This is a genomic window from Streptomyces sp. AC602_WCS936, assembly GCF_019049125.1.
Lineage (GTDB): Bacteria > Actinomycetota > Actinomycetes > Streptomycetales > Streptomycetaceae > Streptomyces.
Genome location: NZ_JAGMUF010000090.1, coordinates 430,737 through 454,236 on the forward strand (window position 1 = coordinate 430,737; position 23,500 = coordinate 454,236).

Consider the following 23,500-nt stretch of genomic DNA (forward strand, 5'->3'; position numbering starts at 1 on the left):
CGCCGTCTTCCCGCCGTACGCGCTTGCTTGGAGTGCACTCCAAGGTCATAGCGTGTGGCTCATGACGGTGATGCAGACCACGGCCGGGACGCTCGCGCCGGACTCCACCAGCACGGACATCTGCTCCGCCCCGCCCCCGCGCCACCCGAGGCCGGACGGGCAGGACCGCTACACCATCAGCGAGGTCGTCGCCTTCACCGGGCTGACGGCCCACACCCTGCGCTGGTACGAGCGGATCGGCCTGATGTCCCACATCGACCGCTCGCACACCGGGCAGCGCCGCTACAGCAACCGCGACCTGGACTGGCTCGACTTCGTCGGCAAGCTCCGCATGACCGGCATGCCGGTCGCCGACATGGTCCGGTACGCGGAGCTGGTGCGCGAGGGCGAGAACACCTACCTCGACCGGCGGGAACTGCTGGAGTCCACGCGCCGCGACGTGCTGACGCGGATCGCCGAACTCCAGGACACCCTCGCCGTACTCGACCGGAAGATCAGCTTCTACGGGGACGCCGGACGCGCCCGTGAAAAGGAGAGCACCCGATGACCGACAGCAGGATCCCGACGACGCGGCTCGGCGACGGCGGCCCCGAGGTGGGCGTCCAGGGCCTGGGCTGCATGGGCATGAGCTTCGGATACGGCCCCTCGGACGCCGACGCGTCACGGGCGACCCTGGAGCGGGCGCTGGAACTCGGCGTCACGCTGTACGACACGGCCGACGCGTACGGGGCGGGCGAGAACGAGCGGTTCCTGGCGCCGTTCTTCCGGGCCCACCGCGACGAGGTCGTCATCGCGACCAAGTTCGCCCTGTCCATCCCGCCGGACGACCCGACGAAGCGGATCATCCGCAACGACCCGCCGTACGTCCGCCAGGCCGTCGAGGGCAGCCTGAAGCGCCTCGGCATCGACGTCATCGACCTCTACTACATGCACCGGCGCGACGTGAACGTCCCGATCGAGGAGACCGTCGCCGTCATGGCCGACCTCGTGCGCGAGGGCAAGGTCAAGCACCTCGGGCTGAGCGAGGTGACGGGCGACGAGCTGCGGGCCGCGCAGGCGGTCCACCCGATCGCCGCCGTGCAGTCGGAGTGGTCGCTGTTCAGCCGGGACATCGAGGCGGGCGTGGTGCCGGCCGCCCGTGAACTGGGCGTGGCCCTCGTCCCGTACTCGCCGCTCGGCCGCGGCTTCCTCACCGGTGCCTTCGCCGACGCCGACCAGGACCTCACGGACGGCGACTTCCGCCGTCAGCAGCCCCGCTTCACCGGCGACAACGCGGCGGCCAACGCGGCCCTCCTCGACCCGGTCCGCACGGTCGCCGAGGCCCACGGCGCCACCCTCGGCCAGATCGCCCTGGCCTGGGCCCAGCAGCGGGCGGAGGTGCACGGCCTGCCGGTGATCCCGATCCCGGGCACCCGGAAGCCGACCCGGGTGGAGGAGAACACGGCGGCGACGCGGATCGTCCTGACGGACACCGAGCTGGCCCTGCTGGACCCGATCGCGGAGAAGGTCGCGGGCGACCGCTACGCGGACATGACGTTCACTTCTGCCGGACGGGAGTAGGGAGGGACACTGTGGGGCGCCGGGCACCGCGGCGTCCCCAGGGGCGCGGGGCTGTTTCGATCTGCGGCTCCACCGCGTGGGCGCGACCAGCCACTGACGACCCGCACCCGACGACGAGACCGAACCCGGCAGACGCGTCACAGCTCCGCCAACAACTCCGCCTTCTTGGAAGAGAACTCCTCGTCCGTCACCAGCCCCGCCTGATGCAGCTCCCCGAGATGCCGTATCCGCTCGGCGATGTCCGCCGGGTCCCGCCGAGGCGCCGGCACGGGCACCGGAACCGGCGCGCCCGCGCCCCGCTCCCGCACCGCCGCCAGCACCGCCGCGGCGAACGGCAGTGACTCGTGCACCGGCCCGTACCCGAGCCCGAACACGACGGCGGCGGGATCCTGGTCGGCCTGCGGAACGGCCGGCGCGGCGGCCGTGGCGGACGCGTCCCGCGGCAGCAGCCGCAGGTACCCGTCGAACAGCTCGGGGGAGCGCCACTCCACCCCGCCCAGGCCGGCGACCGGGAACGTCTGGTCGCCGGCCTTCCACTTCGCCGACGACGCGCCCGTCCAGAACCACCGGAAGGACACCGACGTGCCGTCGAAGGACGCCTTCCCGTCGTACGCTTTGAAGTGCAGCGGCGCCTCGGGCGCCGCCACCAGGTACCGCTCGGTCTTGCCGGACTCGGTCAGCAGCCCGCGCAGCTCGTCGGCGTAGTACTCCGCGAGCACCTCCCGTTCGGCGGGCAGCACCAGCCGGTACGGGTCGCACCCTTCCTTCAGCTGCCCGGCCGCCGCCTCCATCAGCGGGTCGGCGCCCGGGCGCGGCTCGACGCGCAGCACGACGGTGCCGCGCCTGCCGGGCGTGAGCGTCACGCCGGCGATCGCCTCCAGGGGTACACGGCGTTCCCCCAGGGCCTGGAACAGCTTGGGTGTTCGAATCCCTCGTTCGTAGCGGATGAGCACGGAGTCGGACTCGAACTCCCAGGCGGCATGAAATCCGGCCAGTACGTCACCCATGCGGCTCATCGTATGCGGCACGAGCTCTTCCGTCCCCTCCCCGTGCAAACCGGAGTATCTGCACCTCTACGCGCGTCAGGCGGCCACTGCTTCGGACAAACCCGCCCGGCATGTGCCGTTCTCTGCGGCGCAGGCGACCGTGCGGTATGCGCCAACGCCGATCTCCGCGAAGTTCCGCAGGCTCTCCGTGCCCGGCACGAAGTAGCCGCTGTGTCCCTGGGCGCCCCGCGCGGACAGCACCCGTGCCCCGAACGCCGCGGACACCGGGTCCGCGCCGTGTCCGAGGCCGCCGACCTCCATGTACGGCACGTCCTGGATCCAGTCGTCGGCGTCCCGCATCGCCCACACGTGGGCGGAGGTGTTCAGGTGGGCGGCCTTCTCGACGCGCATGCCGGGGCTGCCCGCCACCGCTATGTCGGTCACCCGGACGGGCAGGTGGTCGGCGGCCAGTCCGCAGACCACCGAGCCGTAGCTGTGGCAGAACAGGGAGACCGGGGCCCGGCCGGGCAGCGCCCGCAGCAGGGCGTTCAGCCGGACGGCGCCGTCCGCGGCTCGGGTCGCCGTGGCCGCCTCCATGCCGAGTCCGTCGGGGGAGGTGTAGTCGGCCCAGGCGATCACGGCCGTACGCGTGCCCGGGCTCGCCTCGTGCTCGGCCGCGTACAGCGACTCGGCCATGCCGGCGGGCGCCGAGTACTTGCGGTCGGTGCGCTGGAAGGTGAGCAGTTCGGTGTCCACGCCGGGCACGACGACGGACACCCGGTCGGCGCGGTTCAGGTTCCCGAACACCTCGGCGACCTTGCCCGAGCCCGCCGGGTCGAAGGCGAGGATGTGGCGGTCGGGGTCCAGCATCGAGTCGTAGCGGTGTGCGCGCCGGCCGGCCTCGCGCTTCCCGGACGGGGACAGGCGTTTGTCGTGCATCCGTAGTCGCTCCACCGCGCGTGCCTTGCGCAGCGCCGCCCGGTTGGCGAGGTAGCGCACGTCCACGGGGGCGCCGTTCATGTTGCCGACGGCGAGGGGGTAGCGGCGGGCCAGGCTCGTGCGCTGCCAGTCGGAGAGCGAGGCGAAGAAGCGGGCCAGCCGGGCGGGAGCCGACTGCGCGTCGGGCAGCCGGCGTCCGTCGATCCGGCCGTGCTCCCAGGCCGTGACCGACGCTTCGAGTGCCGTGGGCCCCCGCTGGTTGCGCAGGGCGGTCCAGCCGGTGGTCGCCAGCATCACGAACACCACGGCCAGGGCAAGCAGTGCGCGCCAGACGTTGAGTTGCGGGGAGGTGTCGAAGGAAGTCACTGGGAGGACACACTAGGAGAACGGGACGGTCTCGCGTGAATCCAGTGACACGGATCACGTTTCGGTCTTCTGGTAGGGGGCTCCTATGGCGTTCCTACGCGGTTTTACGAAGTTTTACGAGGTCCCCCCGGTCCGCCAGTCGCCGGTGAGGGCGGGCTCGACCTGGTCGAGGTAGGCGGAGGTCAGCTCGCGCAGCGCCGCGAGGCCGGCGTCGTCCCGCGTCGACCAGATCCGTTCGGTGACCCGCATGACCGCCCCGAAGACGGCCACGACCACGCGGGGCCGGGGGTCCGCGTCGACGTCGAGGTGCTCGCGGTCGGCGACGACGCGGGCGATCTCCTCCTCCAGCTCGGTGGCGCGCCGCAGGTGGGCGGCGAGCAGGGCGGGCGTCGACTCGATCACCCGGTAGAACCGCATGTGCAGCTCCAGCGGAACGAGCTGCTCGACGGCCTCCCCGATGGTGTCCCAGCTCTCCACGAGGGCGTGTCGCAGCGCGTCCAGCGGCGCCTCCTCGGGCGGCCGGCGGCGTACGGCGTCGACGAAGTGCGACTCCGCGAGCCGTGACACGAAGAAGGCGGCCTCCTCCTTGCTGGCGAAGTAGCGGAAGAAGGTGCGCTGCGAGACCTCGGCCGCCTCCGCGATGTCGTCCACGGTCGTCGCCTCGTAGCCCCGCGCCGTGAACAGCTCGAGGGCGGAGCGCAGCAGGGTGTCCCGGGTCCGCTGCTTCTTCATCTCGCGCAGACCCTGCGGGGGCGCTGTCTCCGCCATCTTCAAAAGGTCGCTCCTCGGTCGGCTCGGGCGTGTCGCCGTGCTGTCGTTCTCGCGTCGTTTCCGCAGTTCAGGCTAGCCGCAGATGTCCTGTCAGTTACCGACCGGTGAAACCGTTTGTCAACTGTCAGCGGCTGTCATTAGCCTCGCCGGTATGACTAGTCAGACCACCATCGACAAGACGGGGCCGGGGGACGGACCGTCCACCCCGTCGGGCCCGGCGCCGGCCACGGGGCTGCGCGGACACCCGTGGGTCACCCTCATCACCGTCGCGGTCGGGGTCATGATGGTGGCCCTCGACGGCACCATCGTGGCCATCGCCAACCCGGCCATCGGCAAGGACCTCGGCGCCAGCTGGTCCGAGCTGCAGTGGATCACCAACGCCTACTTCCTCGCCCTCGCGGTCTCCCTGATCACCGCGGGCAAGCTCGGTGACCGCTTCGGCCACCGGCAGACCTTCCTCATCGGCGTGGCCGGCTTCGCCGCGTCCTCGGGAGCCATCGGACTCTCCGACAGCATCGCCGCCGTCATCGTCTTCCGTGTCTTCCAGGGACTGTTCGGCGCCCTGCTGATGCCGGCCGCGCTCGGCCTGCTGCGGGCCACCTTCCCGGCCGAGAAGCTCAACATGGCCATCGGCATCTGGGGCATGGTCATCGGCGCGTCCACCGCGGGCGGCCCGATCCTGGGCGGCGTGCTGGTCGAGCACGTCAACTGGCAGTCGGTGTTCTTCATCAACGTGCCGGTCGGCGTCCTCGCCGTGGTGCTCGGCGTACTGATCCTGCTGGACCACCGGGCCGAGAACGCGCCGCGCTCCTTCGACATCGTCGGCATCGTCCTGCTGTCGGCCTCCATGTTCTGCCTGGTGTGGGCGCTCATCAAGGCGCCCGAGTGGGGCTGGGGCTCCGGCCAGACCTGGCTGTTCATCGCGGTGTCGGTGGCGGGCTTCGCCGCCTTCTCCTTCTGGGAGACCAAGGTGAAGGAGCCGCTGATCCCGCTGGCGATGTTCCGCTCGGTGCCGCTGTCGGCGGGTGTCGTCCTGATGGTCCTGATGGCCATCGCCTTCATGGGCGGCCTGTTCTTCGTGACGTTCTACCTCCAGAACGTGCACGGCATGAGCCCCATCGACGCCGGCCTGCACCTGCTGCCGCTCACCGCGATGATGATCGTCGCCTCGCCGCTGGCCGGCGCGATGATCACCAAGGTCGGGCCGCGCGTGCCGCTCGCGGGCGGCATGGTCTTCACCGCGGTCGCCATGTACGGCATGTCCACGCTCGAGAAGGACACCGGCAGCGTCGCGATGTCCGTCTGGTTCGCGCTGCTCGGTCTCGGACTCGCACCGGTCATGGTGGGCGCCACCGAGGTCATCGTGGGCAACGCCCCGATGGAGCTGTCGGGCGTCGCCGGCGGTCTCCAGCAGGCGGCGATGCAGATCGGCGGCAGCCTCGGCACCGCCGTGCTGGGCGCCGTGATGGCCTCCAAGGTCGACAGCGACCTCGCGGGCAACTGGACGGACGCGGGGCTGCCCGCGCTCACGCCGGCCCAGGAGGAGCTGACGGCCCAGGCGGTGCAGCAGGGCATCGCGCCGGTGCCCGAGGGCACCCCGGAGCAGATCGCCGCGAAGATCACCGACGTCGCGCACGACACCTTCATCTCCGGCATGAGCCTGGCGTCGCTCGTCGCCGCCGGGGTGGCCGCCGTGGCCGTGCTGGTCGCCTTCCTCACCAAGCGCGGTGAGAACGCGGAGGCCGGTGCGGGCGTGGGCCACATCTGATCCCTGTATGTTCCCGGCCCTGTTCGCCTATCCGGGTGACAGGGCCGGTGAACCCTCCCCTCCGACGGACCTCGCAGGTCACAGTGGGTCAAGTCCTCCGCAGGGCACGGAGGGCGAGAGGCTGCGGCGCGCTGCTGGAGGGGGGCAGCGCGCAGGCAGCACGCCCCGGGCAGGCATGAGCCGCCGTACGGGGGTACCCGAACTCCACGAGGAGTTCAACGAGTTGATGACGGCGAGCACCGGAGCCGACTCGTGCGGGTACCCCCGCTCACGTGGCCGGACGTGGCTACGGACCGGGCCGGATCGCGCGACCCTCGCCGTTGTCAAGCTCGTCCGCCGCCCGTGCCCCGACCCTTTCCACGCTCGCCTGCCCGCGTCGTGCGCAGGCCGGAAGGACGGCCGGGGCGGCGGAGCCGAAACCCCACCGCCCCGGACACCACCGAGTACGCGCCTGCGGGGGCCCGCGCGCCTACGCGTCTCCGCCCGCGACGCCGGGGTCGGCCGCCGCCACGTCCAGCAGCCGGTACCGGTCGATCGCCTGCTTCAGCACCGACCGGTCGACCTTCCCCTCCCGCGCCAGCTCGCTCAGCACCGCCACCACGATCGACTCCGCGTCGATGTGGAAGAACCGCCGGGCCGCCCCGCGCGTGTCCGCGAAGCCCCAGCCGTCCGCGCCCAGCGACTGGTACGTCCCCGGCACCCAGCGCGCGATCTGGTCCGGCACCGACCGCATCCAGTCCGAGACGGCCACGAACGGCCCCTGCGCGCCGGCCAGCTTCCGCGTCACGTACGGCACCTGCTGCTCCTCCTCGGGGTGCAGCAGGTTGTGCTCCTCGCAGGCCACCGCCTCGCGCCGGAGCTCGTTCCAGGAGGTCGCCGACCAGACGTCGGCGCGCACGTTCCACTCCTCGGCGAGGATCCGCTGGGCCTGGACCGCCCACGGCACCGCGACCCCGGACGCCATGATCTGCGCCGGGATCGAGCCGCCCGTGCCCTCGCTGAAGCGGTGGACGCCCTTGAGGATGCCCTCGACGTCCACGTTCTCCGGCTCGGCCGGGTGCTGGATCGGCTCGTTGTAGACGGTGAGGTAGTAGAAGACGTCCTCGCCGTGCGGGTGCTGCTCGTCCGCCCCGTACATCCGGCGCAGGCCGTCCTTGACGATGTGCGCGATCTCGAACCCGAAGGCCGGGTCGTACGCCACGCACGCCGGGTTGGTGGAGGCGAGCAGCTGGGAGTGGCCGTCCGCGTGCTGCAGACCCTCACCGGTCAGCGTCGTACGTCCAGCGGTCGCGCCCAGTACGAAACCGCGCGCCAGCTGGTCACCCATCTGCCAGAACTGGTCACCGGTGCGCTGGAAACCGAACATCGAGTAGAAGACGTAGACCGGGACGAGCGGCTCGCCGTGCGTGGCGTACGCCGATCCGGCCGCGATCAGCGAGGCAGTGCAGCCCGCCTCCGAGATGCCGTCGTGCAGCATCTGGCCGTTCGGCGCCTCCTTGTAGGCGAGCAGCAGGTCCCGGTCCACGGACTCGTACTGCTGGCCCAACGGGTTGTAGATCTTCGCGCTAGGGAAGAACGAATCCATGCCGAACGTGCGGTACTCGTCCGGCGCGATCAGCACGAACCGCTTGCCGAGCTCCTTGTCCCGCATGAGGTCCTTGAGCAGCCGCACGAACGCCATCGTCGTCGCGATGGACTGCTGACCCGACCCCTTCTTCACGGTCGCGTACGTCTTGTCGTCCGGCAGGGCGAGCGGCTTCGACCGTACGACGCGGGTCGGCACGTAGCCGCCGAGGCCGAGCCGGCGGTCGTGCATGTACTGCATCTCCTCCGTGTCCCGGCCCGGGTGGTAGTACGGCGGCGGGCCGGACTCCAGCTCCTTGTCGGAGATCGGCAGGTGCAGCCGGTCGCGGAAGCGCTTGAGGTCGTCGACCGTCAGCTTCTTCATCTGGTGCGTGGCGTTGCGGCCCTCGAAGTTCGGCCCCAGCGTCCAGCCCTTGATCGTCTTGGCGAGGATGACGGTGGGCTGGCCCTTGTGCTCCAGCGCCGCCTTGTACGCCGCGTAGATCTTCCGGTGGTCGTGACCGCCGCGCCCCAGGTGCAGGATCTGGTCGTCGGTCATGTTCTCGACCATCGCGCGCAGCCGGTGGTCGTCGCCGAAGAAGTGGTCGCGGATGTACGCGCCGGACTCGGTGGCGTAGGTCTGGAACTGGCCGTCCGGGGTGGTGTTCATGCGGTTGACCAGCACGCCGTCGCGGTCCTGGGCGAGCAGCGGGTCCCAGGTGCGGTCCCACACCAGCTTGATCACGTTCCAGCCGGCGCCCCGGAAGACCGACTCCAGCTCCTGGATGATCTTCCCGTTGCCGCGCACCGGGCCGTCCAGGCGCTGGAGGTTGCAGTTGACCACGAAGGTCAGGTTGTCCAGGCCCTCGCGGGCGGCGATGGAGAGCTGGCCCAGCGACTCCGGCTCGTCCATCTCGCCGTCGCCCAGGTACGCCCACACGTGCGACTTCGACGTGTCCGCGATCCCGCGCGCGTGCATGTAGCGGTTCATCCGCGCCTGGTAGATCGCGCCGATCGGGCCGAGGCCCATCGAGACCGTCGGAAACTCCCAGAAGTCCGGCATCGAGCGAGGGTGCGGGTACGACGACAGCGCGTTCGGCGCCGCGGACTTCTCCTGCCGGAAGCCGTCCAGGTGCTGCTCGCTGAGCCGGTCCAGCAGGTAGGCGCGCGCGTAGATGCCCGGCGAGGCGTGGCCCTGGAAGAAGACCTGGTCGCCGCCGTCGCCCTCGTCCTTGCCGCGGAAGAAGTGGTTGAAGCCCACGTCGTACAGGGACGCCGAGGAGGCGAAGGTGGCGATGTGACCGCCGACCCCGATGCCGGGCCGCTGCGCGCGCGAGACCATCACCGCGGCGTTCCACCGGGTGGCGTTGAGGATCTTGCGCTCGATCTCCTCGTTGCCGGGGAAGAACGGCTCGCTCTTGGTCGGGATGGTGTTGACGTAGTCCGTGCTGCGCATCTCGGGCACGGCCACGCGCTTCTCGCGGGCCCGCTCGATCAGCCGCAGCATCAGGTAGCGGGCCCGCTCCCGGCCGCGCGCGTCGACGGCGGCGTCGAGGGAGTCGAGCCACTCCTGCGTTTCCTCGGGATCGAAGTCAGGAACCTGACTCGGAAGGCCGCCAATGATGATCGGACTGCGATCACTGCGGTCGGATGCGGAAGCCACGCTGTTCCTTCGCTGTCAGAGGGCCACTTTGCCGGATGCTGCCTGATGCCGGATGCTGCCTGGTGTCTGCGCCGATTCCCCGCGGGATCCCCATCGTGTACCTCGCGGGGGCAAACGTCATCTGTACCGTGGGGTAACCGGTTCCTCCATGGGGATCGGGGGCACGTTCATTCGAGTCTCGTACCCACACATGGTTCCCAAATACGCAAACGGGGCAGATAGGTGTGGTGTACGTCACCTTCGGGTCGGACGGCATGGCTGGAGTTGCGGCGACACGGCCGGGATCGTCACCGTTTCGGCGGTCCCAGTCGCCGGGTACTTGCGCGATCCGTCCCGCCCGTGTGGACTACGGCCAAGCTTCGCGCACGCGCGTGGCTGAAGACATTTACCGAACATGATCAGGAGGCAACCCGTGAGCGCGACCGCGGACCACGCGGAGGAGCGGACGAACCCTGCCGTCAGGCTGGGTTTCCAGCCCGGGCAGGTGGTCCAGGAGATCGGCTACGACGACGACGTCGACCAGGAGCTCCGCGAGGCCATCGAAGGCGCCGTCGAGGGCGAGCTGGTGGACGAGGACTACGAGGACGTGGCCGACGCCGTCGTGCTGTGGTTCCGTGACGACGACGGCGACCTGACGGATGCGCTGGTGGATGCCACCACGTACATCGAAGAGGGCGGGTCGATCCTCCTTCTGACGCCGAAGACCGGCCGTCCGGGGTACGTCGAGGCCAGCGACATCTCGGAGGCTTCGACGACGGCCGGACTGACGGCGTCCAAGAGCGTCAGCGTCGGAAAGGACTGGAGCGGCAGCCGGCTGGCGACGCCCAAGGCGGCCAAGACCAAGCGGTAGCCGACCGGGCTCCGCACCACCGGACCCCGGACGGGCCGGCCGCCGCCGGCCCGTCCGCGGTCCGCGATGATCCCTGCGTCGCGGCCCTGCGTAGGGTGGTTCCAGCGAACCACCCTCTGAAGGGACGAACAGGACATGGCGCTCCAGGTCGGCGACAAGGCCCCCGACTTCGAACTCAAGGACAACCACGGCGCGACCGTCCGGCTGTCCGACTTCCACGGGCACAAGAACGTCGTGCTGCTCTTCTACCCGTTCGCCTTCACCGGCGTGTGCACCGGCGAGCTGTGCGAGGTGCGCGACAACCTGCCGCGGTTCTCCGACCGCGACACCCAGGTGCTCGCCGTGTCCAACGACTCCATCCACACCCTGCGCGTCTTCGCCGAGCAGGAGGGCCTGGAGTACCCGCTGCTGTCCGATTTCTGGCCGCACGGCAACGTCTCGCGCGACTACGGCGTCTTCGACGAGGACAAGGGCTGCGCCGTCCGCGGCACCTTCATCATCGACCGGGAGGGCGTCGTCCGCTGGACCGTCGTCAACGGCCTGCCGGACGCCCGCGACCTCGACGAGTACGTGAAGGCGCTCGACACCCTGTGATCGTCGCCCCGTGCCCGGCACGGTGTGAACCGACACCATGTGATTTGTCGGCCGCAGGGCCTGCGGGGGGCGGGAACCCGTCACTAGGATCGGATCGTTGATCCGATATCCACGCACTACGGGGCGCCCCGCCCCTGGACACCAATGGAGGACTCGTGGGAGTCAGCCTCAGCAAGGGCGGCAACGTATCGCTGACCAAGGAGGCCCCCGGCCTCACCGCGGTCATCGTCGGTCTGGGGTGGGACATCCGCACCACGACCGGTACCGACTTCGACCTCGACGCCAGCGCGCTGCTGCTGAACAGCGGCGGCAAGGTCGCCAGCGACGCGCACTTCATCTTCTTCAACAACCTGAAGAGCCCGGACGGCTCGGTCGAGCACACCGGTGACAACCTCACCGGTGAGGGCGAGGGCGACGACGAGCAGATCAAGATCGACCTCGCCACCGTCCCCGCCGACGTCGAGAAGATCACCTTCCCGGTGTCGATCTACGACGCCGAGAACCGCCAGCAGTCCTTCGGCCAGGTCCGCAACGCGTTCATCCGCGTCGTCAACCAGGCCGGCGGCGCCGAGATCGCCCGCTACGACCTCAGTGAGGACGCCTCCACGGAGACCGCCATGGTCTTCGGCGAGCTGTACCGGCACGGCGCCGAGTGGAAGTTCCGCGCCATCGGCCAGGGCTACGCCTCGGGCCTGCGCGGCATCGCCCAGGACTTCGGCGTCAACGTCTGAGCGACCTGAACCGCCGGGGCCAGCGCCCCGACCGTCCGGCGCCGCACGGTTTGCGTGCGGCGCCGGACGCGCAGGAACACCAGGAACCATCACCCGGGGAGGGACAGCAACATGGGCGTCACGCTTGCCAAGGGAGGCAACGTCTCCCTGTCCAAGGCCGCACCGAACCTCACACAGGTACTGGTCGGACTCGGCTGGGACGCGCGCTCCACCACCGGAGCACCCTTCGACCTCGACGCCAGCGCGCTGGCGTGCAGCAGCGGCCGGGTGCTCGGCGACGAGTGGTTCGTCTTCTACAACCAGCTCAAGAGCCCGGACGGCTCCATCGAGCACACCGGCGACAACCTCACCGGCGAGGGCGACGGTGACGACGAGTCGGTGATCGTCGACCTCTCGACGGTGCCCGAACGGTGCGACAAGATCGTCTTCCCGGTGTCGATCCACATGGCCGACGAGCGCGGCCAGACCTTCGGCCAGGTGAGCAACGCCTTCATCCGGGTCGTCAACCAGGCCGACGGCCAGGAACTCGCCCGCTACGACCTCAGCGAGGACGCCTCCACCGAGACCGCGATGATCTTCGGAGAGCTCTACCGCTACCAGGGCGAGTGGAAGTTCCGTGCGGTCGGGCAGGGGTACGCGTCGGGGCTCCGCGGCATCGCCCTAGACTTCGGAGTCAACGTTTCGTAAAGCCGCGTACGGCGCGGGGGAGCCCCGTACAAACACGATTGGGTAGCCAGTGGTTCTGAAAACCTTCGGGTGGTCGTTCGCGGTCACCGCGCTCGGCCTGGTGGCCGCGATCTTCTACGGGGGGTGGGCCGCCTTCGGAGTGGTGGCGATCCTGTCCATCCTGGAGATCTCGCTGTCCTTCGACAACGCGGTGGTCAACGCCGGGATCCTGAAGAAGATGAATGCCTTCTGGCAGAAGATCTTCCTCACCATCGGCATCCTGATCGCCGTCTTCGGCATGCGCCTGGTCTTCCCGGTCGTCATCGTCGCCGTCAGCGCGTCGCTCGGCCCGATCGAGGCCGTCGACCTCGCCCTCACCGACAAGGACCGCTACCAGGAGCTGGTGACCGACGCCCACCCGTCGATCGCCGCCTTCGGTGGCATGTTCCTCCTGATGATCTTCCTCGACTTCATCTTCGAGGACCGGGACATCAAGTGGCTGGGCTGGCTGGAGCGCCCGCTGGCCAAGCTCGGCAAGGTCGACATGCTGTCGGTCTGCATCGCCCTGATCGTGCTGCTGATCTCCGCGATCACCTTCGGCGCCCACGCCCACCAGCACGGCGGCACCCACGCCGACAAGGCGGAGACGGTCCTACTCTCCGGCATCGCCGGTCTCATCACCTACCTGGTCGTCGGCGGCCTCTCCGGCTTCTTCGAGGACAAGCTCGAGGAAGAGGAGGAGCGCGAACACGAGGCGGAAGAGGCCGCCGAACGCGCGGGCAAGCCCAAGTCGGCCGTCAAGCTGGCCGGCAAGGCCGCGTTCTTCATGTTCCTCTACCTCGAGGTCCTGGACGCGTCGTTCTCCTTCGACGGCGTCATCGGCGCCTTCGCCATCACCAACGACATCGTCCTGATGGCCCTGGGTCTGGGCATCGGCGCCATGTACGTCCGTTCGCTCACGGTCTACCTGGTCCGCGAGGGCACCCTCGACGACTACGTCTACCTGGAGCACGGCGCCCACTACGCGATCGGCGCCCTGGCGATCGTCCTGCTGGTGACCATCCAGTACGAGATCAACGAGTTCATCACCGGCATGATCGGTGTCGTCCTCATCGGCGCCTCCTTCTGGTCCTCCGTGCGCCGCAACAAGCGGCTCGCCGCGGCCGGGGGAGAAGGCGGCAAGGAGAAGGCGGAGGTCTCCTCCGGGGTGTGAAACCCTTCTGTTCCCGGGCCGGGTTCGCCCCCGGTGCGCCCGCACCTCTGGTGTGAACACGGCCCGGGTGAGGAACGCTCTCGACGGGGCGGCCGACGAGGACGACTCCTCGGGGCCGCCCCGTCGGCGGTCCGCGGCCGGTGCGAGTGAACGTGGGGGCGGGAATGGGCTTCTTGGACGGTCTGTGGCGCGGTCGCGAGTCCGAGTTCGACTCGGGCAGCGCGGCGACCAACTCCATCCAGCTGACCAAACGGCACAGCCAGGTCTCCCTGACCAGACAGGGAGCGGCGACCGGCAACCTCCGCATCAACCTCTCCTGGCGGATGCGGACCTCGGACATCATGGGCACCCAGCGCGAGAGCCTGCTGCGCCACCCCTTCAAGGCACTCAAGCCCCCCGAGGTCGTGGGCCACAGCCAGAGCATGGTCAACGTCGACCTCGACCTCGGCTGCCTCTACGAACTCCAGGACGGCACCCGCGGGGTCGTCCAGCCGCTCGGCGGCTTCCTGGGCGACGTCAACGGGCCGCCGTACGTCAAGCTCAGCGGCGACGACCGGTTCGGCTCGGCCTCCGGCGAGACGATCTACGTCAACCTGGACCACAAGGACGCCATCAAGCGACTGCTGCTCTTCGCCTACATCTACGACCAGACGCCGGCCTTCGACCGCACCCACGCCATCGTGACGCTCTACCCGAGCAACGGGCCCCGCATCGAGATAGGCCTCGACGAGCGTCACCCCCAGGCCCGGTCCTGCGCAGTGGTGATGATCGAGAACGTCAAGGACGAGATCTTCGTCCGCCGCGAGGTGAAGTTCGTGTACGGCTTCCAGGGGGAGCTGGACCGGCTCTACGGGTGGGGACTGCAGTGGGGCCGGGGGCACAAGAGCAAGGCGGAGCGGTAGGAACCCGGCCGCGGCGCCCGGACCGCGGCGCCCGGACCCAGATGCGGAACGGGCCTGGTGGGCGACCGGTGAGGCGACCGGTGAGGTGGACCGCCTACCGGCCGACGAACTGCGGCCCCTGCGGCGGCAGCCGGAAGTCCGGGTCGGGCGTCCCGGACACCGGCGGCGGGTAACCGTAGCCGGACTGCGCGCCGGTGACTCCCGCCGCTGCGGGAGCCTGCGGGTACCCGTACGAGGGCCTGGCAGCCGGCTGCGGATAGCCGTAGGCGGGCTGAACCGGCGGCGGCTGCTGCGGGTAGCCGTACGCGGGCTGCGCCGGGACCCCAGCGGGCTGCTCCGGGGGCAGCGGGCGGGAGACCTCCGGGGGCAGAGGCTGGACGGTCGTCGGCTCCTCGGGACCGACCGCCGGCGCCGCGGGAGCGGGCGGCTGGGCGGGAACGGGCGGCGACGACTGGGCGGGCGTGTGCGGGGACGTCTCCGGCCGGAGCGCCGACACGGGGTCGTCCGCCCCTTCCGACTCGTCCACCGAGATGCCGAAGTCGGTCGCCAGGCCCCTGAGCCCGTTCGAGTACCCCTCGCCCAGCGCCCGGAACTTCCAGCCCTCCCCGCGCCGGTAGAGCTCGCCGCAGATCAGCGCCGTCTCCTGGCCCGTCTCCGGCTTGACGTCGAAGTGGGCCAGCGGCTCCGCGTCGCCGACCGTGGCGTCGTACAGCAGGATGCGCAGCGAGGTGCCCCGGTCGAAGGCGACGCCGTCGGCCGAGGCGACCAGCAGGATCCGGCCCACCGAGGCCTCGACCCCCGTCAGGTCTGTCTGGATCGTGTCGGTCAGACCCTCGGCGACCCGCTTCTTGCCGAGCCGCCAGACCTGGCCGGAGGGGTGCCGGGGCTGGTTGTAGAAGACGAAGTCCTCGTCGGAACGCACACGGTCGTCGGGCCCCAGCAGCAGTGCGGAGGCGTCGACGTCGGGGACCCCCTGCCCGGGAGTCCAGCGCAGCACGGCGCGTACCGTGGTGGCTTGCAGCGGGACGTTCGATCCCTTCAGCATCGCGTGCGTCATGCCGTCATCCTGCCTTCTCGGTCCTGGTCACGACAACGCGGGGGCGGGTACTCGGGTCGTGTCCGCGCACCCCCGGGTCGCCGCCGTCGACACGGCCGGGTTACCTGGAATTCATGCCCGGTGGGAACCGCCGACATGGTCACGTACGTACTATTACCGGCCACCTTGGACAGTTCACAGGTCGCCCAGACACCACGGGGGAGTATTCATGCGTCATTTCGGACAGATCGCCCCTGAAGTGCGGAAACGTCTCTTCCACCAGGAGCCCTGCACCTTCACGGCGGACTCCCCGGCCCGGCTGCTGTCCACGGCCCTGGGCGCGACGCTCTACAGCCCGGCCACCCGGCCCAGACTCGACGAGGACATCCTCAAGCAGGCCGCTCGGGGCGTGGTGTCCATGGTGCTGTGCCTGGAGGACTCGATCGACGACGCCGACGTGCCGGTCGGCGAGGAGAATCTCGTCCGTCGGCTCAACGACCTGGAGAAACGTTCCGACGTCGACGTTCCTCTGCTGTTCGTCCGGGTCCGCACCCCCGAGCAGATACCCGACCTCGTACGGCGCCTCGGCCCGGCGGTCCGGCTGCTGTCCGGATTCGTACTGCCGAAGTTCACCGAGACACGCGGCATGCCCTTCCTGGAGGCCCTCTCCGCCGCCGAGGGCGCCACCGGGCACCGGCTCTTCGCCATGCCCGTGCTGGAGTCGCCCGACCTGCTGTACCGCGAGACCCGAGTCCAGACCCTGGAAGGCATCTTCCGCGCGGTCGACAAGTACCGCGACCGCGTGCTCGCCCTGCGCCTCGGCGTGACCGACTTCTGCTCCTCCTACGGGCTGCGCAGGGGCCCCGACATGACGGCGTACGACGTCCAGATCGTCGCCTCCGTGATTGCCGACGTCGTGAACATGCTGGCCAGGGCCGACGGCACCGGATTCACCGTGACCGGACCGGTGTGGGAGTACTTCCGCGTCCAGGAGAGGATGTTCAAACCTCAACTGAGGCAGAGCCCCTTCCTCGAAGTGCAGGCCGTGGAACTGCGATCGAAGCTCATCGAACACGCCATGGACGGCCTGTTGCGGGAGATCTCCCTGGACCGCGCCAACGGACTGCTCGGCAAGACCTGCATCCACCCCTCGCACGTGCTGCCGGTGCACGCGCTGTCCGTGGTCAGCCACGAGGAGTTCAGCGACGCCCAGGACATCCTGCGGCCGGAACGCTGCGGCGGGGGTGTACTGAGGTCGTCGTACACCAACAAGATGAACGAGGTGAAGCCCCACCGTGCCTGGGCCGAGCGGACACTGCTGCGCGCCGAGGTCTTCGGGGTGGCCAACGAGGACATCGGCTTCGTGGAACTGCTCGCCGCCGGCCTGTCCGACTGAACACCCCGTCCGACCGAACGCCCCGTCCGACCGAACGCAAGGAATCCATGACCGACGCAAGGGCCCACACCGCGGTGGACAACGGGAGGCACGAGTACATGACCGAGAGGGCGCGCGCCGACGAGCGCGCCGGAGTCTGGTCCGGCAGCTGGGTCGCCGAGCGGCTCGGCGTCGAACTCGCCGGCGACGACACACTGCCCGCCCTGCTGGGACTCGCCCTGCGCCGCAACCCCAAGCGGGCGCACCTGCTCGTCTCCAACGTGCTCGGCAAGCACGTCCCGCAGTCGCCCTCCGTCGTCCACGGCCACGGCGTCGCCCTCGGCCGCCGCGTCCGCGACCTGCTCGGTGCCGAGGCCGCCGACCGCGCCGTCGTCCTCGGCTACGCGGAGACCGCCACCGGCCTCGGCCACTCGGTCGCCGACGGCCTCGGCACCGCCCCGTACCTGCACTCCACCCGCCGCCCGGTCGCCGGCGTCGCCCGTGCGGGCGGCTTCGAGGAATCCCACTCGCACGCGACCTCCCACCTACTGCTGCCCGAGGACCCGGCGCTGCTCGCCGGGGACGGGCCGCTGGTCCTCGTCGACGACGAGTTCTCCACCGGCAACACGGTCCTCAACACCGTCCGCGCCCTGCACGAGCGCTACCCGCGCAAGCGGTACGTCGTCGTGGCCCTGGTCGACATGCGCTCGCCCGCCGACGCGGGCCGGCTCGAGGATTTCGCCCGGGAGATCGGCGCCCGCGTGGACCTGGTGACGGCCGCCTCCGGCACGGTCCGGCTGCCGGACGACGTCCTCCGGAAGGGGCAGGAACTGGTCGCCCGGTACGAGGCACTCGCCGCCGGGCCCGCCGGCGAAAGCCGGGCCGCCGAGAAACCCGGGCTCGCGCAAACCTCCCGCGACGGTGTGACCGCCACCGCCACCGGCACCGGCACCGGCACCGGCGCCGGCGCCACCGTACCCGCCCCGATCCGTGCGGGAGCCTCCGCACAGGGCGCCGCCGGGCCGGAAACGCCCGCCCCGGCTCCCACGTCCGCCGCGGGGACCGTCGCGCGCGTCGACCTGCACTGGCCCGCGGGCGTACCGGACGGCGGACGGCACGGGTTCACGCCGGCTCACCGGGAGCGGCTGGAGGCGGCGCTGCCCGGCATGGCCGGCCGGATCGCCGAAGCGCTGCCCAGCGGCGCCCGGCGCGTGCTCGTCCTCGGCTTCGAAGAGCTGATGTACGCCCCACTGCGCCTGGCCCGCGAGCTCGAGCACACGGTCGATGCCGACGTGCGCTACTCGACCACCACCCGCTCTCCCGTCCTCGCGGTGGACGACCCCGGCTACGCGATACGCACCCGCCTGGTCTTCCCCGCGCACGACGATCCGGCCGACGGTCCCGGCGAGCGCTACGCCTACAACGTCGCGGGCGCCGGCTTCGACGCCGCCGTCGCCGTCGTCGACTCGGCCGCCGACACCCCCGCACTCCACGCGCCCGACGGACTGCTGGCCCGGCTCACCGCCCACTCCCCGCACGTCCTGCTGGCTGTGGTCCCGTCGTACGTCCCGCAAGCCCCGCATGCCTCGCACGCCCCCGAAAGGCCCCCCATGCTGCCCGAGCCCCTGCGCGGCCCCGACTTCTCCTCGTACGCCCCCGACGAGGTGGGCTGGCTGCTCCAGGACCTCTCGGACGTGACGCTGGAAGCTCCGACCGAGGAGCGCGAGGAGGCCATCCAGAGCGGCGGCGCCCACTACGCCGAGTCGCTGCCGGTGGAGTACCAGCCCAGCGAGCAGTACCAGGAACTGTTCCACGCGGCGCTGGCGACGTCCGCCGCCCGCCTGGCCCGCGCCGTCGGCGCCGTCACCGAGATCGTGCTCACGGAGCGGTCCCCCCGCCCCGTCCTGGTGTCCCTCGCCCGCGCGGGCACACCCGTCGGAATCCTGATGCGCCGCTGGGCGCAGTACCGCCATGGTCTCGACCTCCCTCACTACGCGGTGTCGATCGTCCGGGGCCGCGGTATCGACGCCAACGCACTGCGCTGGCTGGCCGACCGCCACGACCCCGCCGACGTCGTCTTCGTCGACGGCTGGACCGGCAAGGGCGCCATCACCCGTGAACTCGCCGCCGCCCTGCGCGACTTCGAGTCCAGCGACGGCATCACCGGCTTCGACCCCGAGATCGCCGTGCTGGCCGATCCCGGTTCCTGCGTACGCACCTACGGCACCCGGGACGACTTCCTCATCCCCTCCGCCTGCCTCAACTCCACAGTCTCCGGCCTGATATCCCGCACCGTGCTCCGCGCCGATCTCGTCGGCCCGCACGACTTCCACGGCGCGAAGTTCTACCGCGAACTCGCCGGCGCCGACCTGTCGACGGCCTTCCTCGACGCCGTCACCGCCCGCTTCCCGGACGTCGCCGACACGGTCGACGCCCAGGTCAAGGACCTCCTGTCCGCCGACCGCAGCCCCACCTGGGAGGGCTGGACCGCCGTCGAGCGCATCAGCGAGGAGTACGGCATCCACGACGTCAACCTCGTCAAGCCCGGCGTCGGCGAGACCACCCGCGTCATGCTGCGCCGAGTCCCGTGGAAGGTGCTCGCCCGAGCCGGCGCCGGCGCCGACCTCGACCATGTACGCCTCCTGGCGGAGCAGCGGGGCGTACCCGTCGAGGAGGTCGCCGGCCTCCCCTACACCTGCGTCGGTCTGATCCACCCCAAGTACACGCGGGGCGCGACCGGCGCCGACGGCAAGGCGGTGGCGCTCTGATGCCGGTGCTCGTCGCGAGCGACCTCGATCGCACGCTCATCTACTCCGCCGCCGCGCTCGGGCTGACCATGCCCGACCTGCGGGCACCCCGGCTGCTGTGCGTCGAGGTCTACCAGAGCAGACCCCTCTCCTACATGACCGAGACGGCCGCCGGACTGCTGGCCGAACTCGGCGACACGGCGGTCTTCGTACCGACGACCACCCGCACCCGCGCGCAGTACCAGCGCATCAACCTCCCCGGCCCGCCCGCCCGGTACGCGATCTGCGCCAACGGCGGCCACCTGCTGGTGGACGGCGTCTCCGACCCCGACTGGCACGCGCGGGTGACCGCACGGCTGGCCGACGAATGCGCATCGCTGGCCGAGATCCGCGACCACCTCATGAACACCGCCGACCCCTTGTGGGTCCGCAAGCACCGGGTCGCCGAAGACCTCTTCGCCTACCTCGTGGTCGAGCGCGAGCTGCTGCCCGAGGACTGGGTGAAGGAACTCGCCGTGTGGGCCGAGAACCGGGGCTGGACCGTGTCCCTCCAAGGCCGGAAGATCTACGCCGTCCCCAAGCCGCTCACCAAGAGCGCCGCCGTGCGCGAGGTCGCCCGCCGCACCGGCGCCGACCTCACCCTCGCCGCCGGCGACTCCCTCCTCGACGCCGACCTGCTGCTCGCCGCCGACCGGGGGTGGCGCCCCGGCCACGGCGAGCTGGCCGACTCCGACTGGACGGCTCCGGAGATCAGCGCCTTGCCCGAGCGCGGCGTGCTGGCCGGTGAGCGGATTCTCCGGGAGTTCCTCCGCGCGGCGAATCCGGCTCGCTGACCCCGCCGCCACGGCCCCCGGCACCGCCCCCGGTGCCGGGGTGGCCGTCGTCATCGGCCGACGGACGTATCTCCTGTCCTCCGTCGCGTCCGCGGCCCCGCCTGCGCTGTCCGCCGCCGGGCCGCAGCAGACGCATGCCGATGAAGACCAGCAACGCCAGGGCGGCCAGGGCGAGGATCACCTTCGAATAGGTGGAGGCGATGCCCGAGACCTCGGACCAGTTGTCCCCCAGCGCGTAGCCCGCGAGCACGAACACCGTGTTCCAGATCGCGCTGCCCAGCGTGGTCAGAGCGAGGAAGACGGGCAGCCGCATCCTCTCCACACCCGCCGGCACGGAGATCAGGCTCCGGAAGATGGGGATCATCCGACCGAAGAAGACCGCCTTGGTCCCGTGCTTCTGGAACCACGCCTCCGTCTTCTCTATGTCCGACACCTTCACCAGCGGCAGCTTGCCCGCTATCGCCACCGTGCGGTCCCGGCCGAGCAGGGCGCCGACCCCGTACAGAGCGAGCGCGCCGATGACCGAACCGGCCGTCGTCCACAGCAGGACGGCGATCAGGTTCATCCGGCCGGAGCTCGCCGCGAACCCGGCGAGGGGAAGGATCACTTCGCTCGGCAGGGGAGGAAAGAGGTTCTCCAGAGCGATGGCCAGGCCGGCGCCCGGTGCGCCGAGCGCGTCCATGAGGTCGTTGATCCACTGCGGTGCGGCACCGCTGTCCGCGGCCGTCTGCGCTGCGATGGCTGTCATGCCGACCACGCTAGAAAATCGAGGCTGAAGGGACCCTGAGGAAGACCGCACGATCGTGTGCGGTGTACCGCAGGCGGGAATTGCGGTTTTCCGCAGTGTGCGCCGTGCCGGCGCCCGGCTAGCCTCGCGATCATGCGAAACATGGCGCGACGTGCAGTGCGGTGCGGGGTGGGCCTGATCATGGGGACCGCCACGGCCGCCGTCGAGCTGCTCTTCGCCCTGCTGGCCGGCGCGGTACTCCTGCCGGTGGCGGCCTGGCCCACCGCCCGCCGTGCCGTCCTGCGTCCGGTCCTCGCGGGCGCGCGGACACTGGCGGGCCTGGAGCGGGCCCGGCTGGCGATGTGGCTGGACCTCCGCATCACGCCCGCGCACGAGGACGTGCGGGCCCTGCGGTACGTGGCCTGCCACTGGGCCCTGGGCGTCCTGGGCGGCGTGGTGATGCTGACGGCCGCGATCGGCCTCGGGTACGGCACCTTCGGGATGTACGGCTGGCTCCTGCTGGACGGCATACGCAACCCCGGTTCGTTCGTCCTCGGCAGTCTGGGCGGCTTCTTCCTCGTGTTCCTCGCCGTGCAGGGAATATTCGGCGTGGTGGGATTGGAGGGGCAGCTGGCGCGCCACTTCCTCGGCCCCCGCCACCAGGAGGAGCTGGAGCGGCGCATCGCCGAGCTGTCCGCCAGCCGCGCCGCCGTGGTCGACGCGGTGAACGACGAACGGCGCCGCATCGAGCGTGACCTGCACGACGGCGTGCAGCAGCGCCTCGTCGCCCTCGGCATGCTGCTCGGCCGTGCCCGCCGCAGCCAGGACGCCGACCGGCGGGACCGGCTTCTGGGCCAGGCTCACGAAGAGAGCCGCCGCGCCCTGGACGAGCTGCGCGAGGTGGCCTGGCGGATCTACCCGACCACGCTGGACGAGGCGGGTCTGCGCGCGGCCCTGGAGACGGTCGCCGAGCGGGCGTCCGTGCCGGTGGGAGTGGAGTACGACGTGGCCGAGGAGCCCGAGCAGGCCGTGGCGACCGTCGCCTACTTCGTCGTCTGCGAGGCTGTCACGAACGCCGTCAAGCACGCGGCGCCCACCCGGATAAGCGTCGCTGTCAGAGCTGAGGAGCAACGGATGTACGTGAGCGTCCAGGACGACGGCCGCGGCGGGGCGAACGCCGCCGGCAGCGGACTGTTCGGGCTCGCCCGACGTGTCGCGGCCCTCGACGGCAGCCTCAGCGTGGTCAGCCCGCCGGGCGGGCCCACCCTCGTGACCGCGGAGCTGCCATGCGGTTGATCCTCGCCGAGGACTCGACCCTGCTGAGGGAGGGGCTGGTGCGGCTGCTGACGGAGGAGGGGCACGAGGTGCTCGCGGCCGTGGGCAACGCCGAGCTGCTGCTGAAGGCGGTCGCCGAGGACCCGCCGGACGTGGTCGTCGCCGATGTCCGGATGCCGCCCACGCACACGGACGAGGGCCTGCGCGCCGCGCTGGAGATACGCGAGCGCTGGCCCGAGGTCGGGGTCCTGGTGCTCTCCCAGTACGTCGAGAAGCGGTACGCGACGGAGCTGCTGACCGGTGACACCGAAGGCGTGGGGTATCTGCTGAAGGACCGGGTGGTCCAGATCGACGAGTTCCTGGACGCGCTGGAGCGGGTGGCCGGCGGACGCGCGGCCTTCGACCCGGAGGTCGTCCGGCAGCTGCTCGGCCGCACCACCCACACCGACCTGCTCGCCCGGCTCACCGCGCGGGAGCGGGACGTGCTGGCCGAGATGGCGCAGGGGCACACCAACGCGGCGATCGCGCGGCGGCTGCACATCTCGCAGAGCGCGGTGGAGAAACACACCAACGCGATCTTCGACAAGCTGGAACTGACCGGAGGGGAGGGCTATTCACGCAGAGTGCTGGCCGTGCTGCGCTACCTGGGCAGCTGAAGGAGGCCGACGGGAGCCGAAGCCGGGCGGTCAGCCGCAGCAGCCTCCGCCGCAGCAGCCGCCACCGCCTCCGCCGCCCGGCGCGGGAGCGGGAGCGGAGCCGGTGGAGGAGCCGCCGACCGCGACCGTCGACAGCAGCTTCACCGTGTCGTCGTGGCCGGCCGGGCAGGCGGCGGGAGCGGAGGACTCGGCCATGGGGCGGCTCAGTTCGAAGGTGTCGCCGCAGCTCCGGCAGCGGTACTCGTAGCGAGGCATGGGCACAGGTTAACCGGCGGGACG

At 70.7% G+C, this 23,500-nt stretch carries 21 protein-coding genes; 14 read left to right on the forward strand and 7 right to left on the reverse strand.

Annotation, left to right across the window (positions count from 1 at the left end; all coding sequences use genetic code 11):
• The first annotated feature begins 61 nt into the window (after nucleotides 1-61).
• On the forward strand, nucleotides 62-547 hold the full coding sequence (locus KUM03_RS27265) for a MerR family transcriptional regulator (protein ID WP_217252304.1): 486 nt from the start codon (nucleotides 62-64) through the stop codon (nucleotides 545-547).
• Nucleotides 544-1,560: an aldo/keto reductase gene (locus tag KUM03_RS27270; RefSeq protein ID WP_217252306.1), complete on the forward strand. Its 1,017-nt coding sequence runs from the start codon at nucleotides 544-546 to the stop codon at nucleotides 1,558-1,560. Before KUM03_RS27265 ends, KUM03_RS27270 begins: the two co-directional genes overlap by 4 nt.
• A gap of 137 nt (nucleotides 1,561-1,697) precedes the next feature.
• Here KUM03_RS27270 and KUM03_RS27275 read toward each other — a convergent pair whose 3' ends face one another.
• The 3 genes from KUM03_RS27275 to KUM03_RS27285 all read right to left on the reverse strand — a co-directional run bounded on the left by KUM03_RS27275 (nucleotide 1,698) and on the right by KUM03_RS27285 (nucleotide 4,619).
• The gene (locus KUM03_RS27275) at nucleotides 1,698-2,567 is read right to left on the reverse strand and encodes a DUF4429 domain-containing protein (protein WP_217252309.1); all 870 of its coding nucleotides are present in this window, start codon (nucleotides 2,565-2,567) and stop codon (nucleotides 1,698-1,700) included.
• Nucleotides 2,568-2,642: 75 nt separating this feature from the next.
• Nucleotides 2,643-3,851 carry an alpha/beta hydrolase gene (locus KUM03_RS27280; protein WP_217252311.1) on the reverse strand — a complete coding sequence of 403 codons (1,209 nt, stop codon included), beginning with the start codon at nucleotides 3,849-3,851 and terminating at the stop codon, nucleotides 2,643-2,645.
• 114 nt (nucleotides 3,852-3,965) lie between these two features.
• Nucleotides 3,966-4,619 (reverse strand): TetR family transcriptional regulator, encoded by a 654-nt coding sequence (locus tag KUM03_RS27285; protein ID WP_217252313.1) that lies wholly within the window; start codon nucleotides 4,617-4,619, stop codon nucleotides 3,966-3,968.
• 154 nt (nucleotides 4,620-4,773) lie between these two features.
• Between KUM03_RS27285 and KUM03_RS27290 the strand changes: the two genes are divergently transcribed.
• The gene (locus KUM03_RS27290; protein ID WP_217252316.1) at nucleotides 4,774-6,390 is read left to right on the forward strand and encodes an MFS transporter; all 1,617 of its coding nucleotides are present in this window, start codon (nucleotides 4,774-4,776) and stop codon (nucleotides 6,388-6,390) included.
• A gap of 469 nt (nucleotides 6,391-6,859) precedes the next feature.
• Here the strand turns inward: KUM03_RS27290 and aceE are convergent, their stop codons facing one another.
• Complete coding sequence (gene aceE / locus KUM03_RS27295) at nucleotides 6,860-9,616, reverse strand: pyruvate dehydrogenase (acetyl-transferring), homodimeric type (protein WP_217252319.1); 2,757 nt, start codon at nucleotides 9,614-9,616, stop codon at nucleotides 6,860-6,862.
• A 412-nt stretch (nucleotides 9,617-10,028) separates the two neighbouring features.
• Between aceE and KUM03_RS27300 the strand changes: the two genes are divergently transcribed.
• The 6 genes from KUM03_RS27300 (at nucleotide 10,029) to KUM03_RS27325 (ending at nucleotide 14,572) form a co-directional block, all read left to right on the forward strand.
• A complete protein-coding gene (locus KUM03_RS27300; RefSeq protein ID WP_217252321.1) occupies nucleotides 10,029-10,466 on the forward strand; it encodes a DUF3052 domain-containing protein in 438 nt (145 codons plus the stop codon).
• A 135-nt stretch (nucleotides 10,467-10,601) separates the two neighbouring features.
• Nucleotides 10,602-11,060: a peroxiredoxin gene (locus KUM03_RS27305; RefSeq protein ID WP_217252324.1), complete on the forward strand. Its 459-nt coding sequence runs from the start codon at nucleotides 10,602-10,604 to the stop codon at nucleotides 11,058-11,060.
• 155 nt (nucleotides 11,061-11,215) lie between these two features.
• On the forward strand, nucleotides 11,216-11,791 hold the full coding sequence (locus KUM03_RS27310) for a calcium homeostasis/redox stress adaptation protein (RefSeq protein WP_053130137.1): 576 nt from the start codon (nucleotides 11,216-11,218) through the stop codon (nucleotides 11,789-11,791).
• A 111-nt stretch (nucleotides 11,792-11,902) separates the two neighbouring features.
• Complete coding sequence (locus KUM03_RS27315) at nucleotides 11,903-12,478, forward strand: TerD family protein (protein WP_217252326.1); 576 nt, start codon at nucleotides 11,903-11,905, stop codon at nucleotides 12,476-12,478.
• Between the two features lie 49 nt (nucleotides 12,479-12,527).
• Nucleotides 12,528-13,670, forward strand: a complete 1,143-nt coding sequence (locus tag KUM03_RS27320) for a DUF475 domain-containing protein (protein WP_031020227.1) — start codon at nucleotides 12,528-12,530, stop codon at nucleotides 13,668-13,670.
• A gap of 164 nt (nucleotides 13,671-13,834) precedes the next feature.
• Nucleotides 13,835-14,572, forward strand: a complete 738-nt coding sequence (locus KUM03_RS27325) for a Tellurium resistance (protein ID WP_217252328.1) — start codon at nucleotides 13,835-13,837, stop codon at nucleotides 14,570-14,572.
• Between the two features lie 94 nt (nucleotides 14,573-14,666).
• Here KUM03_RS27325 and KUM03_RS27330 read toward each other — a convergent pair whose 3' ends face one another.
• Nucleotides 14,667-15,629 carry a TerD family protein gene (locus KUM03_RS27330; RefSeq protein ID WP_217252330.1) on the reverse strand — a complete coding sequence of 321 codons (963 nt, stop codon included), beginning with the start codon at nucleotides 15,627-15,629 and terminating at the stop codon, nucleotides 14,667-14,669.
• A gap of 208 nt (nucleotides 15,630-15,837) precedes the next feature.
• Between KUM03_RS27330 and KUM03_RS27335 the strand changes: the two genes are divergently transcribed.
• From KUM03_RS27335 to KUM03_RS27345, 3 genes are read left to right on the forward strand one after another with little or no spacing between them, the layout of a single operon-like run.
• Nucleotides 15,838-17,004: an HpcH/HpaI aldolase/citrate lyase family protein gene (locus tag KUM03_RS27335; protein ID WP_217252331.1), complete on the forward strand. Its 1,167-nt coding sequence runs from the start codon at nucleotides 15,838-15,840 to the stop codon at nucleotides 17,002-17,004.
• A 47-nt stretch (nucleotides 17,005-17,051) separates the two neighbouring features.
• Nucleotides 17,052-19,751: a phosphoribosyltransferase gene (locus KUM03_RS27340; RefSeq protein WP_374225396.1), complete on the forward strand. Its 2,700-nt coding sequence runs from the start codon at nucleotides 17,052-17,054 to the stop codon at nucleotides 19,749-19,751.
• The gene (locus tag KUM03_RS27345; protein ID WP_217252332.1) at nucleotides 19,751-20,563 is read left to right on the forward strand and encodes an HAD family hydrolase; all 813 of its coding nucleotides are present in this window, start codon (nucleotides 19,751-19,753) and stop codon (nucleotides 20,561-20,563) included. Before KUM03_RS27340 ends, KUM03_RS27345 begins: the two co-directional genes overlap by 1 nt.
• Here the strand turns inward: KUM03_RS27345 and KUM03_RS27350 are convergent.
• Complete coding sequence (locus tag KUM03_RS27350) at nucleotides 20,481-21,311, reverse strand: DedA family protein (protein WP_217252335.1); 831 nt, start codon at nucleotides 21,309-21,311, stop codon at nucleotides 20,481-20,483. The genes KUM03_RS27345 and KUM03_RS27350 overlap by 83 nt on opposite strands.
• 132 nt (nucleotides 21,312-21,443) lie before the next feature.
• On the opposite strand from KUM03_RS27350, the gene KUM03_RS27355 reads away from it, so the two are divergent.
• Both KUM03_RS27355 and KUM03_RS27360 read left to right on the forward strand, forming a co-directional pair.
• Nucleotides 21,444-22,586, forward strand: a complete 1,143-nt coding sequence (locus KUM03_RS27355; RefSeq protein WP_217252337.1) for a sensor histidine kinase — start codon at nucleotides 21,444-21,446, stop codon at nucleotides 22,584-22,586.
• A complete protein-coding gene (locus KUM03_RS27360; protein ID WP_217252339.1) occupies nucleotides 22,577-23,221 on the forward strand; it encodes a response regulator transcription factor in 645 nt (214 codons plus the stop codon). Before KUM03_RS27355 ends, KUM03_RS27360 begins: the two co-directional genes overlap by 10 nt.
• 30 nt (nucleotides 23,222-23,251) lie before the next feature.
• Here KUM03_RS27360 and KUM03_RS27365 read toward each other — a convergent pair whose 3' ends face one another.
• Entirely contained in the window at nucleotides 23,252-23,476 is a 225-nt protein-coding gene (locus KUM03_RS27365) for a zinc ribbon domain-containing protein (RefSeq protein ID WP_073723898.1), read from the reverse strand.
• Nucleotides 23,477-23,500: the final 24 nt, after the last annotated feature.

Excerpts from the sequence above, each read along its gene's own strand:
- KUM03_RS27270 (WP_217252306.1), top strand. The coding sequence starts at position 544 with ATGACCGACAGCAGGATCCCGACGACGCGGCTCGGCGACGGCGGCCCC.
- KUM03_RS27355 (WP_217252337.1), top strand. The coding sequence starts at position 21,444 with ATGCGAAACATGGCGCGACGTGCAGTGCGGTGCGGGGTGGGCCTGATC.
- KUM03_RS27345 (WP_217252332.1), top strand. The coding sequence starts at position 19,751 with ATGCCGGTGCTCGTCGCGAGCGACCTCGATCGCACGCTCATCTACTCC.
- KUM03_RS27335 (WP_217252331.1), top strand. The coding sequence starts at position 15,838 with ATGCGTCATTTCGGACAGATCGCCCCTGAAGTGCGGAAACGTCTCTTC.
- KUM03_RS27290 (WP_217252316.1), top strand. The coding sequence starts at position 4,774 with ATGACTAGTCAGACCACCATCGACAAGACGGGGCCGGGGGACGGACCG.
- KUM03_RS27325 (WP_217252328.1), top strand. The coding sequence starts at position 13,835 with ATGGGCTTCTTGGACGGTCTGTGGCGCGGTCGCGAGTCCGAGTTCGAC.
- KUM03_RS27365 (WP_073723898.1), bottom strand. The coding sequence starts at position 23,476 with ATGCCTCGCTACGAGTACCGCTGCCGGAGCTGCGGCGACACCTTCGAA.
- KUM03_RS27330 (WP_217252330.1), bottom strand. The coding sequence starts at position 15,629 with ATGACGCACGCGATGCTGAAGGGATCGAACGTCCCGCTGCAAGCCACC.
- KUM03_RS27265 (WP_217252304.1), top strand. The coding sequence starts at position 62 with ATGACGGTGATGCAGACCACGGCCGGGACGCTCGCGCCGGACTCCACC.
- KUM03_RS27305 (WP_217252324.1), top strand. The coding sequence starts at position 10,602 with ATGGCGCTCCAGGTCGGCGACAAGGCCCCCGACTTCGAACTCAAGGAC.
- KUM03_RS27285 (WP_217252313.1), bottom strand. The coding sequence starts at position 4,619 with ATGGCGGAGACAGCGCCCCCGCAGGGTCTGCGCGAGATGAAGAAGCAG.
- KUM03_RS27275 (WP_217252309.1), bottom strand. The coding sequence starts at position 2,567 with ATGGGTGACGTACTGGCCGGATTTCATGCCGCCTGGGAGTTCGAGTCC.
- KUM03_RS27360 (WP_217252339.1), top strand. The coding sequence starts at position 22,577 with ATGCGGTTGATCCTCGCCGAGGACTCGACCCTGCTGAGGGAGGGGCTG.
- KUM03_RS27315 (WP_217252326.1), top strand. The coding sequence starts at position 11,903 with ATGGGCGTCACGCTTGCCAAGGGAGGCAACGTCTCCCTGTCCAAGGCC.
- KUM03_RS27350 (WP_217252335.1), bottom strand. The coding sequence starts at position 21,311 with ATGACAGCCATCGCAGCGCAGACGGCCGCGGACAGCGGTGCCGCACCG.
- KUM03_RS27340 (WP_374225396.1), top strand. The coding sequence starts at position 17,052 with ATGACCGACGCAAGGGCCCACACCGCGGTGGACAACGGGAGGCACGAG.